The organism is Paraclostridium bifermentans (genome assembly GCF_964259345.1).
GTDB lineage: Bacteria > Bacillota > Clostridia > Peptostreptococcales > Peptostreptococcaceae > Paraclostridium > Paraclostridium bifermentans_B.
In genome coordinates this window covers 1-14,249 of the sequence record NZ_CAXVJR010000006.1, presented here as the reverse complement: position 1 = coordinate 14,249, position 14,249 = coordinate 1, and the positions used below count along the sequence as shown (strand labels likewise).

Genomic DNA, 14,249 nt, shown 5'->3' with positions numbered 1-14,249 from the left:
AGCTTAAAAACTATCTATTTTTGCTCTTTACCACCATTTATTTGTAAGAAATATGTTCCTGCCTTTAGTGAAGTCTTAAATTCTGGAGAATCTTTATACTTATCAACATTTTCAGAATTTAATCCTACTATATCTATTTCGCCTGCTTCATATAAATTAAGTGCTGCATTACTATCTTTAACTATCTTTGTATTTACTGCTTCTATTTTAACTGAATCAGCTTCCCAATAATCAGGATTTTTACTCATTGTATATATATCTTCCAATTTCCATTGGCTTAATGTAAATGGTCCATTATAAACAATTTTATCATGAGCAGTTCCATATTCTTGACCAAATTGCTCTACAACTTTTTGATTTTGTGGTAAGAATGATTTAAAGAACATTAAACTGTCAAAATAATGTACTGGTCTTACTAATTGAACCTCTAATGTATAATCATCTATTGCTTTTACTCCTACACCATCTGCATTGTCTACTTCTCCTAAATTATATTCTTTTGCCCCTACTATATCGTACATAATAAATCCATATGTTGATGCTGTTGCTGGGTCTAATGTTCTCTTCCAAGAATATTCAAAGTCTTTAGCTGTTACAGGATCTCCATTTGACCATTTAGAATCTTTTCTTAAATGGAAAGTCCATGTTTTACCATCTTCTGATTTTTCCCATTTTTCTGCTACTCCAGGAACTAGGTTCTCATCTTTATCTTTTTTAACTAATCCTTCCATTGTATTCATTAATACTTCTGATGAAACTGTATCTGTAGCTTTACTTACATCTAATGTAGGTATATCAGATGCCCCAGATAAATTTAATTGAGTTTTACCATCGCCTAATTCAACCCAATTGTATATACTATCAACTCCAAATGTAGGAGTAACTCTTCCGCTTACATATGACTTTTGTAAATATGATGATCCTGATTGTGTAAGAGGTGCTATATATGCATCTTCTAGCATTAATTTTTCAGCTTCTGCAAATTTAGCCCAACTTTCTTCTTGACTTCCTGCAGTTTTAGCTTCTTCTACTAATTTATCGTATTCAGGGTTACTATATCCTGTATTTTTAGCATACTGTAATCCACTTTGCATAGTTTCTAAGAATGTTAATGGATCTGGATAATCTGGTGACCATCCACCATGAGCTAAATGGAAATCTCCACTACTTTCTAACTCTAGCTTTTGCTTAAATGGTTGGCTTTTAACCTCTATTGTAAGTCCTGGTAAAGCTTTTTGAAGTTCTGCCTGCATAAATTCAGCTTGTCTTTTTCCTGTATCTGAATCAAATGATAATAACTCTAATGTTACAGTGTCAAACCCTACTTCTTCCTTTGCCTTTTCCCATAACTTAGTAGCTTCTTCTGGGTTATAGTTATATCCCATCTCTCCTGCTACTTCTCTATAATCTTTACCTTCTTCATTAATTGCAAGTCTTTCACCTGTTAAATAATTTGCAGGTTTTGTACCATTGTTTATTATAGTATCACACATAGTTTGCTTATCTATTGCCATATTTATAGCTGCTCTAGCATTTTGGTTAGCAAGAACTTTATATGGATCTCCTGCTCCTCCTCCAGTTGAACCTCCAGAAGAACTTCCACCATTGTCACTACTACATCCAACCATAGTCATTACAGCTATTGCTGCAGTTGCACTCATTAAGGCCATTTTCTTTTTTAGAACCATTAATTATTCCCCCTTAAACAAATTTGTATTAAGTATTTATAATTGCATCTAAATTATGTGTTTTTATATTATATGCACTATAATCTGTCCTTAATGATTTATATTTTTATAAAAATATAAATTAATATAAAAAATAGCAGATTTAAATCTATGTATTATAGATTTAAATCTGCTATTTATATTAATTTATATTATTTACTTTCGCCTTTTCCACCGTTAACTTGGAAGAAGTATGTTGATGCCTTCAGTGTAGTTTTAAATTCTGGAGATTCTTTGTATTTATCAACATTTTCAGAAGTTAATCCTACTAAATCTATATCTCCTGTTTCATATAAGTTTAATGAAGCATTAGGGTCTTTAACTATCTTTGTATTTACTTTATCTATCTTAACTGAGCCTGCATCCCAATAATTAGGGTTTTTGCTCATTGTGTATATATCCTCAATCTTCCAATCAGTTAATGTAAATGGTCCATTATAAACCACTTTATCTGCTGCAGTTCCATACTCACTACCAAACTCTTCTACTGCTTTTTGGTTTTGTGGTAAGAATGATTTAAAGAACATTAAACTATCAAAATAATGTACTGGTCTTACTAATTGAACTTCTAATGTGTAATCATCTACAGCTTTTATTCCTACTCCATCTGCATTATCTGTTTTTCCTAAGTTATAATCTTTAGCTCCTACTATATCATACATAATGAATCCATATGTTGATGCAGTATCTGGCGCTAAAGTTCTCTTCCATGAATACTCAAAGTCTTTAGCTGTTACAGGGTCTCCATTTGACCATTTAGCATCTTTTCTTAAATTGAAAGTCCAAGTTTTACCATCTTCTGATTTTTCCCATTTTTCTGCTACCCCTGGAGCTATTTTTCCATCTTTATCTAACTTAACTAATCCTTCCATTGTATTCATTAAAACTTCTGATGAAACTGTATCTTCAGCTTTACTTGCATCTAAAGTAGGTATATCAGAAGTACTTGTTATATTAAGATCTTTTTTACCTTCTCCTAGTTCAACCCAGTTATATATAGCTGGAACTCCGAAAGATGGAGTAAGTCTTCCACTTACATATGGTTTTTGTAAATATGATGATGCTGATTGAGTAAGAGGAACTAAATAAGCATCTTCTAGCATCATTTTTTCAGCTTCAGCATATTTTTTCCAACTTTCTTCTTGATTTGCTGCATTTTTAGCTTCTTCTATAAGTTTATTATAGTCTGCATTATCATATCCTGTATTTGTTGCATATTGAATTCCTGTTTGCATTGTTTCTAAGAATGTTAATGGGTCTGGATAATCTGGATTCCATCCTGCATATGATAAATGGAAATCTCCTTTACCTTCTAACTCTAACTTTTGCTTAAATGGTTGCGATTTTATTTCAACAGTTAATCCTGGAAGTGCTCCTTGAAGTTCTGCTTGCATAAACTCAGCTTGTCTTTTACTATTTTCTGAGTCAAATGTTAATAACTCTAATGTTAGAGTATCAAATCCAACTTCTTCTTTAGCTTTTTCCCATAGTTTAGCAGCTTCTTCATCATTTTGAGCATATCCCATCTCTCCTGCTACTTCTCTATAATCTTTTCCAGCTTCATTGACAGCTAAAGTTTCTGCAACTAAATATGTAGCTGGTATAGTACCATTATTTAATATAGTATCACACATAGCTTGTCTGTCTACAGCCATCGCTATCGCAGATCTAGCATTTTGATTTGCAAGGACTTTGTATGGATCTCCTTCGCCTTTTCCGCTAGTACTTCCTCCACTTGATGTATCTCCCCCTCCAGTACTACTACAACCAACTAAAGCCATTACAGCTATAGCAGAAGTTGCACACATTACAGCCATTTTTTTCTTTAAAACCATAGTACATCCCCCTTTATTTGTTTATTCTTTACCATTAATTGTATTAATTTAGATTATAAAATAATTTTTTGTAAATGTCATTATTTTTTGAATATTTATTTTATTAAATCTTTTTTTTGGTAAACTTCATATTTTTAAAAAGTGTTTAATAATAATTATTATACTTATTTTGTTAAATCCCTTCTTTTAAATTTTTTAAATATTATAAATTTTTTATATAAATGATTGTTTTTTTGAATAAATCGTACTAATATTATATTAAACCTAACTTGTATAATTTAGTAATTAAATTTCAAACGGGAGGGTATGTAATTGAAAAAATTCCAAAAACTGATTTTAGCAAATTTAATTCTTAGTTTAATCTACTGTATGATTAATAGTTTTGAAAGATTTTCTTTTATAAATGCATCTTTTATAGTAGGTATGATTTATTTAGCTCTTGGGGTATTCTTTTATGTTGCAGAACAAGGAGTATTTAATTTAACAATCTATGCATATAACAAACTTTGTAATCAACTCCAAAGAAGCAGAGGTATTTTATCTGAAGGAAATATAACAATAGACGATTATATCAATAAAAAATATGAATTCGCTAATACTAATTCACTTTTATCATCCGGTTTAATCATATCTTTAAGTACTTTATTTTTAAGTTTCATTATGTACTAATAATAAATTTTATTTCATATAAATAATTTATCAATTTTAATAATTTAGTTTTCAAATTCTGGTATCACTTTAAACTTATCAGAATTTATTTTTAAATAATACTAATTTATTCAAGGGGGTGTAGCGATGGGTCGCTATATTTTAAAACGTCTTATACTTATGTTTATGACATTATTAATTGTTATTTCAGTTACATTTTTCTTGGTAAGGTTATTACCAGGAAGCCCATTTAACGATGAAAAGTTAAGTGAACAACAGGTTGAAATGATTAACAAGCAATACGGTCTTGATGCACCAGTTCCAGTTCAATATGTAAGATATATGAAAGGTGTATTCACAGGAGATTTAGGAAGATCATTTAAGTATGATAACAAAAAGGTTGAAGATTTAATAAGTACTCGTTTAAAACCTTCTGCTATGTTAGGAGCTCAAGCTTTAGTTATTGGGGCTTCTGTTGGTTTAGCTTTAGGAATAGTAGCAGCACTTAAAAAGAATACTATTTGGGACTACTTAGCTACTGTTATCTCTGTTTTAGGAGTTTCAGTACCTTCATTTGTACTAGCCGCATTACTTCAATTGTATTTAACAACAAAGCATCAAATTTTCCCTGTTACATGGGGAATGCCAATCGGATCAGACTTTAGATACGTTTGGACTGTATTACCTTCTATAGCATTAGCATTCTTCTCAATAGCAAGTATAGCACGTTTTACTAGAACTGAACTTGTTGAGGTATTAAATGCCGACTACATAGTTACTGCAAAATCTAAAGGATTAACTAAAGCTGCTGTAATAATAAAGCATGCTTTAAGAAATGCTTTAATCCCTGTTATAACTATGCTTGGACCTTTAACAGTTAGTTTATTAACTGGATCTCTAGTTGTTGAAAAGGTTTTTGCAGTTCCAGGATTAGGAGATTTATTAGTAACATCTATAACAACTAATGATTTATTCTGTATATCTGGTGTTTCTATATTCTATAGCGCATGCTACATAGGTGTAATATTACTAGTAGATATCTTATATGGAGTTATAGATCCTAGAATACGTGTTGCAGGGGGGAAAGCTTAATGATAGATAAGGTTATAATTGATGGTAAAGAAGTTGCTATAACTGCTGATTTATTTGAGGTTAGTCCTGCTGATATGACTCAGCATGATGCAATAACTAGACCAAGTTTAACATTTTGGCAAGATGCTAGAAAAAGATTATTTAGAAATAAAGGAGCTCTTACTGGATTAATAATATTATCAGTAATTTGTTTTTTAACTATATTTGGTCCAATGTTTAATGAGTATGCTTATGACCAACAAAACTTACGTCATGCTAAATTACCACCTAGAATGCCTGTAGTTTCATCTCTTGGGATATTAGATGGTACTAAAAAGCAAACAAGCTTTGATGGTAAAGTTTCAGAAGTTGATGTTTATGAACAAAAAGGTGTAGAAGATGGAGTTAATTACTGGTTTGGTACAGATGACTTAGGTCGTGACCTTTGGACACGTACTTGGAGTGGAGCTAGAGTTTCTCTATTCATAGCTATATTAGCTGCTGTATATGACTTGTTAATAGGTGTTACATATGGTGGTGTATCTGCTTACTATGGTGGAAAGATCGATATGTATATGCAACGTTTTATAGAAATATTAACTGGTATACCAAGTCTTGTTATACTTACTCTATTTATATTAGTATTTGAACCAGGAGTACTTTCTATGTCTCTTGCTATGGCAATATCCGGATGGACTGGAATGTCAAGAATAGTTCGTTCTCATGTACTTAGACTTAAAAATCAAGAATTCGTTTTAGCTTCTAGAACTTTAGGAGCTTCAGATAAAAAGATAATAGTTAAGCATTTATTCCCTAATATAATAGGGCCTGTAGTTGTTATGATGATGTTCTCATTACCTTCAGCTATATTCTATGAAGCATTCTTAAGCTTTATAGGTTTAGGACTACAACCTCCTTATGCATCACTAGGAGTATTAATAAATGATGGATTTAAGCAACTTCTAACAAATCCTTATATGATGGTAGTTCCATCTGTAGTAATATGTTTATTAATATTTAGTCTTAACTTACTTGCAGATGGTTTAAGGGATGCTGTTGACCCTAAAATGCGTAATCAATAGTTAGAGAGGGGATGAGTTTTATGGGAAAAGAAAAATTATTAGAAGTTAAAAATCTAAAGGTTCATTTTAAAACTTTCGGGGGAGAAGTTCAAGCCGTTAGAAATGTTACATTTGATTTACATAAAGGAGAAACTCTTGCTATAGTTGGTGAGTCTGGTTCTGGGAAATCAGTAGCTTGTAAAACTATAATGAGAATAATGTCTTCAAATGCACTTATAAAAAATGGTGAAATACTATTTGATGGGAAAGATTTAACTAAGCTTCCTGAAAAAGAGATGGAATCTATAAGAGGTAAAGACATAGCTATGATATTCCAAGATCCTATGACTTCTCTTAATCCAACTACTACAATAGGTAAGCAAATTGCTGAAGGTATAATAAAGCATCAAGGTTTGAATAAAGATGAAGCTATGAAAAAAGCTATAGAGCTTATAGATCTTGTTGGTATACCTTTCCCTGAAAAAAGAGCTAAACAATATCCTCATCAATTTTCTGGAGGTATGCGTCAACGTATAGTAATAGCTATAGCACTTGCTTGTAATCCTAGAGTACTTATAGCAGATGAGCCTACTACTGCTCTTGATGTTACTATACAAGCTCAAATATTAGAACTTATAAAAGATCTTCAAAAGAAAACTGGAGTTGCTGTTATATTTATAACTCATGACCTTGGAGTTGTTGCTAATATGGCAGATAGAGTTGCTGTTATGTATGCTGGTAAGATAATAGAAGTCGGTACATCTGACGATGTATTCTATAATCCTCAACATCCATATACTTGGGGACTACTAGCTTCTATGCCTAGCCTTGATATAGGAGATAATGATTTATACAACATACCTGGTACTCCACCAGATTTAATGAATCCTCCTGAAGGAGATGCATTTGCTCTTCGTAATAAGGATGCACTTAAAATAGATTTTGTTGCAGAGCCTCCTATGTTTAAAGTTAGTGAAACTCACTCTGCTTCTACATGGTTATTACACCCATTGGCTCCTAAATTAGAAAGACCTGCAAGCATAGGAAGAAAGAAGGTGTCTTCACATGAGTAAGAAAAAATTATTAGAAGTTAAAAATCTTAAACAATACTTCCCTATCGATAAGAAAAGTGTTGTTAAGGCTGTTGATGATATAAGTTTTCATATATATGAAGGAGAAACTTTTGGATTAGTTGGTGAATCTGGTTCTGGTAAATCAACTACAGGTAGAGCTATTATAAGACTTTATGATCCAACTGGTGGTGAGATAGTATTTGATGGAAAAGATTTATCTGCTAAAAAATTAGATAAAGATACAAGAGCATTTTTAAATAAAAATATGCAAATGATATTCCAAGATCCTATGGCATGTCTTAATCCTCGTATGACGGTTATGGATATAATAGCTGAAGGTCTTGATATACATGGTTTATATAAAGATAAAAAAGAAAGAACTCAAATAGTTTACGAACTTTTAAGAACTGTTGGTCTTAATGAGCAACATGCAGGAAGATATCCTCATGAATTCTCTGGAGGTCAGAGACAGCGTATAGGTATAGCTCGTTCTTTAGCTATACAACCTAAGTTTATAATAGCAGACGAACCTATATCTGCACTTGATGTTTCTATACAAGCACAAGTTGTAAACTTACTTAGAAAGTTACAAAAAGAAAAAGGATTAACATACTTATTTATAGCACATGACCTTTCAATGGTTAAGTATATAAGTGACCGTATAGGTGTTATGCACCACGGTAGATTAGTTGAATTAACTACAGCTGAAGAGTTATATGCTAATCCTCTTCACCCATATACAAAATCATTATTGTCAGCTATACCACTTCCTGACCCAGAGCATGAGAGACATAGAGTTCGTATAAAATACGATCCTAAGATGCATGATTACTCTGAACATCAACCTAAGTGGTTAGAAATAAGACCTGGTCATTTCATATTTGGTTCTGATCCTGAGTTCGCTGAATATGAAAAAGAATTAGCTCAAAAAGAAGCTACAAGTAAATAATAAATAATAAACGAGGATAATATATTATCCTCGTTTTAATTTACTCAAAATATTTTTTTAAGAAAAGTCCTGTATAAGAACCTTCTACTTTAGATACTTCCTTAGGAGTACCTGTTGCGACTATCTCTCCACCTTTATCTCCACCTTCTGGTCCAAGGTCTATTATATAGTCACAAGTTTTTATAACATCTAAATTATGTTCTATTACAACTATTGTATTTCCTGTATCTGCAAGCTTTTGTAAAACAGTTATTAACTTGTCTACATCTGCCATATGAAGTCCTGTTGTAGGTTCATCTAATATATATAAAGTTTTTCCTGTTGGTCTTTTACTTAACTCAGTTGCAAGCTTAATTCTTTGCGCTTCTCCTCCTGATAGTTGAGTTGAAGGTTGCCCTAATTTTATATAAGAAAGTCCAACATCCATAAGTGTTTCTAACTTTCTTTTTATAGTTGGTATATTTTCAAAGAAGTTAAGAGCTTCTTCCACATTCATATCTAATACATCTGAAATTGTTTTGTCTTTGTACTTAACTTGTAAAGTTTCTCTGTTGTATCTTTCCCCTTTACAAACTTCACAAGGAACATATACATCAGGTAAAAAATGCATCTCTATTTTTATTATTCCATCACCTTTACAAGCTTCACATCTACCACCTTTTACATTAAAGCTAAATCTTCCTTTTTTATATCCCCTAGCTTTAGCTTCATTAGTAGTTGCAAATAAATCTCTTATAAGATCAAATACACCTGTATATGTAGCTGGATTTGAACGAGGAGTTCTACCTATTGGACTTTGATCTATATTTATAATTTTATCTATATTCTCTATACCTTTAATTTCTTTATGTTTTCCTGGTCTATCTCTTAGTTTATTAATTTTAGTAGCTATCCCTTTGTATAATATATCATTTATTAATGTACTTTTTCCAGAGCCTGATACCCCTGTTATACATGTAAATTTACCTAAAGGGAACTTAACATTTATATTTTTCAAGTTATTTTCTGTAGCTTTCACTATTTCTAAAAACTTTCCATTACCTTCTCTTGTTGTTTCTGGAATTTCTATAACTTTTTTCCCACTTAAATATTGTCCTGTTATAGAGTTAGGATTTCTTAGTATTTCATCTAACATACCTTCTGCTACTATTTCTCCACCATGGACACCTGCGCCTGGACCTATATCTACAATATAATCAGCTTCTCTCATTGTATCTTCATCATGTTCTACAACTATAAGAGTATTTCCTATATCTGTTAAATGTCTTAAGGTTTTTATTAATCTATCATTGTCTCTTTGATGTAAACCTATACTAGGCTCATCTAAAACATATAAAACTCCTACTAATGCTGATCCAATTTGAGTTGCTAATCTTATACGTTGAGCTTCTCCACCAGATAACGTTCCTGCTTTTCTCGATAAATTTAAATAATCAAGTCCAACATCTCTTAAGAAAGATGCTCTTCCTTTTATTTCTTTTAATATTTCATGTGCTATAAACTTTTGTTTCTCTGTTAAGTTTATATTTTCAATGTAATCTATAAGTTCATTAACTGAGTAATCAGTAACTTCCATTATGTTTTTTCCATCTACTAATACAGAAAGAACTTCTTTTCTTAATCTATTTCCCTTACATCTTGGACATGGTCTTTCTGCCATAAATTCTTCTATTTTTTCTCTTGAATACTCTGAATTTGTTTCTCTATATCTTCTTTCTAGATTTACTATTACTCCTTCAAATGGAGCTTTATACAATCTATTTCCACCATACTTAGATTCATATACAAATTCAACCATTACATTGTCATGACCATAAAGTAATTCTTGTACAAAATCTTCAGGTAAATCCTTAAAAGGTGTAGCTAAATCTACCTTAAACTTTTCAGCTAAGCTTTTTACCATCTTGCTGTAATAAGTATCATCATTAGTTCCAACTGAACCCCAAGCAGCTATAGCTCCTTGTTTTATTGATAATTCTTTGTTAGGAACTACAAGGTCTGGATCTACTTCTTTACTTTCTCCTAATCCATTACATGTATCACATGCTCCAAATGGACTATTAAACGAGAACATTCTAGGTGATAGTTCTTCTATTCCTATACCATGTTCTGGGCAAGCAAACTTAGTAGAATACATAATTTCTTCACCATCTATTATTTGTGCTATTACAAGTCCATCTGATAATTTAACAGCTGTTTCTATAGAATCTGCTAATCTAGTTTCTATTCCATCTTTTATTATTATTCTATCTACAACAACTTCTATATCATGTTTTTTATTTTTATTTAAATCTATATCATCAGTAACTTCATAATTTTCACCATCTACTCTGATTCTTACAAATCCTTCTTTTTTAATATTCTCTATCACTTTTTTATGAGTTCCCTTTTGCCCTCTTACCACAGGTGATAATATTTGTAGTTTAGTTCTATCTGGAAAATCCATCATTTTATCTACTATTTCTTGTATAGTCATCTGACTTATTTTCTTTCCACAAGTAGGACAATGTACTTCTCCCACTCTTGCAAAAAGTAATCTTAAATAATCATATATTTCTGTAACTGTTCCAACTGTAGAACGAGGGTTTTTTGATGTTGTTTTTTGGTCTATAGATATAGCTGGTGATAAGCCTTCTATATATTCAACATTTGGTTTTTCCATTTGACCTAGAAATTGTCTTGCATATGCAGATAAACTCTCTACATATCTTCTTTGGCCTTCTGCATATATTGTATCAAAAGCTAAAGATGATTTTCCAGAACCTGAAAGTCCTGTAAAAACTATAAATTTATCTCTAGGTATTGTTAAGTCTACATTTTTTAAATTATGTTCTTTAGCTCCTTTTATTATAATGTTATCATTCATAAATATAATCCTTTCATAGTACAAATTTGTCTATTATTCTTTATTGATTATTTTATTTCAATTTTTCTTCTAATTCTTTTATTTTATCTCTTAGCTCTGCTGCTCTTTCAAATTGAAGATTTTCTGCAGCCATCATCATTTCAGCCTGAAGATTATCAATAGATTCTCTAATACTATCTATATCATTTTCATTTATTTCTCCATATATAGCTTCTTCATCCGCTACTTTAGTTGCTTCTATAGCATTTCTTATTCCTTTTTTAATAGTTTGAGGTATAATTCCATGTTCCTCATTATAATGCGTTTGTATTTCTCTTCTTCTTTTAGTCTCTTCGATAGCACTTTGCATTGATCTTGTTATTTTATCGGCATACATTATTACTCTACCGTTTGCATTTCTAGCGGCTCTACCTATTGTTTGTATAAGAGATGTTTCAGATCTTAAAAATCCTTCTTTATCAGCATCTAGTATTGCTACTAAAGAAACTTCTGGAATATCTAATCCTTCTCTTAGTAAGTTTATACCCACTAATACATCAAATTTACCTAATCTTAAATCTCTTATTATTTCTACTCTTTCTAAAGTATCTATATCAGAGTGTAGATATTTAACTTTTATACCTATTTCTTTTAAGTAATTAGTTAAGTCTTCACTCATTTTCTTTGTTAAAGTAGTTATAAGAACTCTTTCACCTTTATCTACTATAGTATTGATTTCACCTACTAAATTATCTATTTGATTATCAATTGGTCTGACTTCAATTACTGGGTCTAATAGTCCCGTAGGTCTGATTATTTGCTCTGCAATAGTTGTTGAATGTTCTATTTCATAAGGCCCTGGTGTAGCTGTAACAAATAATATTTGATTTATATTTTCTTCAAATTCATTAAAGTTTAAAGGTCTATTATCATATGCAGAAGGTAATCTAAAACCATTGTCTATAAGAGAAGATTTTCTTGATCTATCTCCTGCATACATACCTCTTATTTGAGGTACTGTTACATGAGATTCATCTATTATAATTAAATAATCATCCGGGAAGAAATCCATTAATGTATATGGTTTATCTCCTGGTTCTCTTCCAGTTATATGTCTAGAGTAGTTTTCTATCCCTTGACAAAAACCTATTTCTTTTAGCATTTCTATGTCATATCTAGTTCTTTGGTCTATTCTTTGAGCTTCTATCAATTTATCATTATCTTTAAAGTAGTCAATTCTATCTGCTAATTCATCTTGTATATCTACTATTGCTTTATCTATTCTTTCTTGCGTTGTAACATAATGTGAAGCAGGGAATATAACTACATGATTTCTTTGTCCAACTATCTTTCCTGTTAAATAGTCTATCTCTGTTATTCTATCTATTTCATCTCCAAAAAATTCTATTCTAATAGCTCTTTCATCTGTATTAGCAGGGAATATTTCTAAAATATCACCTCTTACTCTAAATGTACCTCTTGTAAAATTCACATCATTTCTTTCGTACTGTATTTCTATTAATCTTTTTATAATATCGTCTCTATCTTTTTCCATTCCAGGTCTTAAAGAAACCATAAGCTCTTTATAATCTTCTGGATCCCCTAATCCATATATACATGATACTGAAGAAATTATAATACAATCTCTTCTTTCTAAAACAGCTGCTGTAGCTGAATGTCTTAATTTATCTATTTCATCATTTATACTTGCATCTTTTTCTATATATGTATCACTGTGAGCTACATAAGCTTCAGGTTGATAGTAGTCATAATAACTAACAAAATACTCTACAGCATTTTCAGGAAAAAATTCTTTAAACTCACTATAAAGTTGAGCTGCTAAAGTTTTATTATGAGCTATTATTAATGTAGGCTTATTAACATTTTGTATTATATTAGCCATAGTAAAAGTCTTTCCTGAACCTGTAACTCCAAGTAATGTATTAAATTTTCCCTTATTATTTATCGATTTAACAATTTTATTTATAGCCTCTGGTTGGTCACCTGTAGGCTTATATTCAGATTGAATTTTAAACTCCACAATATCCACTCCTAACCGAACATCTGTTCACTATATTCTATTATATTATAGCATAGCTTTCACGTATTTTATCACTCTATATTAATATTCTCTTTTTTATAGTGTTTTAAATATTTTTTTATACTCAAATAAAATATATTGATATGTATTTTATAACTTATCCATAAATTTTATTTAAATATAATTGTTAGTAGTAAAAAAGACTCCCATTAAAATAGAAATCTTATTTACTAAAAAATTATGTACTTACTTTATTAATATTTTCTTATATTATTTAATCTGTTTAATATTTCTAAATCCTCACTATCATTTTTTTCATCTACAATTATATTGTGATTCATTTTTTGCCCATTTTCATCTACACATACAAACGTTATAAAACCATCTACAACTACATCTTCTGTATTATTTCTATTAACTTTACCATATACAGTTAAACTAGTATTTCCTGCATAAATAATTTTAGACTTAATATTTATTATATCCCCTTTTTTTATTGGTCTTGTGAATCCAAGATCATGTACTTTTAGACATACTAAATTTTCTGGATGTTTATACTCATTTGCTACTGTTATGAAACAATTTTCAACAAACCATTCTGTCATTCTTCCTGCAAATAATGTTCCATGGTGATTTAAGTCTTCACTTTTTACAAGTCTATAAGTTTCATTATATTTCATACTCTACCTCCTGATGACATATTAAGTATATTTTAAAATATATACTTAACTAAATCAATTTATTATTTATACAAATATTAGTTAAATATATTTTCCTTAAGCGTAAAAAATAAGGCCTCTATGGGGGATAGAGACCTTTTAAATGGGGGAGATTGAGTATTTATTTATACTTATATGATGTCCCATTTTTTGATTTATATTCATATTTTATAAAATTTTTTCAATTTTATTTTTTGACACATAAAAAAAGATTACGCGGCTACGTCCTACTCTCCCAGGCAGCTTCCCACCAAGTACCATCGGCGCTAAAGAGCTTAAC

Annotated in this window: 10 protein-coding genes; 5 read left to right on the top strand and 5 right to left on the bottom strand. The window is 30.5% G+C overall.

The window, feature by feature from the left end:
• Positions 1-14: 14 nt before the first annotated feature.
• Positions 15-1,688 (bottom strand): ABC transporter substrate-binding protein, encoded by a 1,674-nt coding sequence (locus ACEXNK_RS12495; protein ID WP_373598878.1) that lies wholly within the window; start codon positions 1,686-1,688, stop codon positions 15-17.
• A gap of 191 nt (positions 1,689-1,879) precedes the next feature.
• On the bottom strand, positions 1,880-3,562 hold the full coding sequence (locus tag ACEXNK_RS12490) for an ABC transporter substrate-binding protein (RefSeq protein ID WP_373598877.1): 1,683 nt from the start codon (positions 3,560-3,562) through the stop codon (positions 1,880-1,882).
• A gap of 312 nt (positions 3,563-3,874) precedes the next feature.
• Between ACEXNK_RS12490 and ACEXNK_RS12485 the strand changes: the two genes are divergently transcribed.
• From ACEXNK_RS12485 to ACEXNK_RS12465, 5 genes are all read left to right on the top strand, one after another.
• Positions 3,875-4,231 carry a DUF3899 domain-containing protein gene (locus tag ACEXNK_RS12485; RefSeq protein WP_373598876.1) on the top strand — a complete coding sequence of 119 codons (357 nt, stop codon included), beginning with the start codon at positions 3,875-3,877 and terminating at the stop codon, positions 4,229-4,231.
• A 126-nt stretch (positions 4,232-4,357) separates the two neighbouring features.
• Positions 4,358-5,302 (top strand): ABC transporter permease, encoded by a 945-nt coding sequence (locus tag ACEXNK_RS12480; RefSeq protein ID WP_373598875.1) that lies wholly within the window; start codon positions 4,358-4,360, stop codon positions 5,300-5,302.
• Positions 5,302-6,363 carry an oligopeptide ABC transporter permease gene (gene opp3C / locus ACEXNK_RS12475; RefSeq protein ID WP_373598874.1) on the top strand — a complete coding sequence of 354 codons (1,062 nt, stop codon included), beginning with the start codon at positions 5,302-5,304 and terminating at the stop codon, positions 6,361-6,363. The genes ACEXNK_RS12480 and opp3C overlap by 1 nt, the downstream gene beginning before the upstream one ends.
• A gap of 20 nt (positions 6,364-6,383) precedes the next feature.
• Positions 6,384-7,415 carry an ABC transporter ATP-binding protein gene (locus ACEXNK_RS12470; RefSeq protein ID WP_373598873.1) on the top strand — a complete coding sequence of 344 codons (1,032 nt, stop codon included), beginning with the start codon at positions 6,384-6,386 and terminating at the stop codon, positions 7,413-7,415.
• The gene (locus ACEXNK_RS12465; protein ID WP_373598872.1) at positions 7,408-8,364 is read left to right on the top strand and encodes an ABC transporter ATP-binding protein; all 957 of its coding nucleotides are present in this window, start codon (positions 7,408-7,410) and stop codon (positions 8,362-8,364) included. Before ACEXNK_RS12470 ends, ACEXNK_RS12465 begins: the two co-directional genes overlap by 8 nt.
• A gap of 40 nt (positions 8,365-8,404) precedes the next feature.
• On the opposite strand, the gene uvrA is transcribed toward ACEXNK_RS12465, so the two are convergent.
• The 3 genes from uvrA to ACEXNK_RS12450 form a co-directional block, all read right to left on the bottom strand.
• Positions 8,405-11,230, bottom strand: coding sequence for an excinuclease ABC subunit UvrA (gene uvrA, locus ACEXNK_RS12460; protein ID WP_373598871.1), 2,826 nt, complete (start codon positions 11,228-11,230; stop codon positions 8,405-8,407).
• A 52-nt stretch (positions 11,231-11,282) separates the two neighbouring features.
• A complete protein-coding gene (uvrB, locus tag ACEXNK_RS12455) occupies positions 11,283-13,250 on the bottom strand; it encodes an excinuclease ABC subunit UvrB (RefSeq protein WP_373598870.1) in 1,968 nt (655 codons plus the stop codon).
• 254 nt (positions 13,251-13,504) lie between these two features.
• On the bottom strand, positions 13,505-13,930 hold the full coding sequence (locus tag ACEXNK_RS12450; RefSeq protein ID WP_373598869.1) for an acyl-CoA thioesterase: 426 nt from the start codon (positions 13,928-13,930) through the stop codon (positions 13,505-13,507).
• Positions 13,931-14,249: the final 319 nt, after the last annotated feature.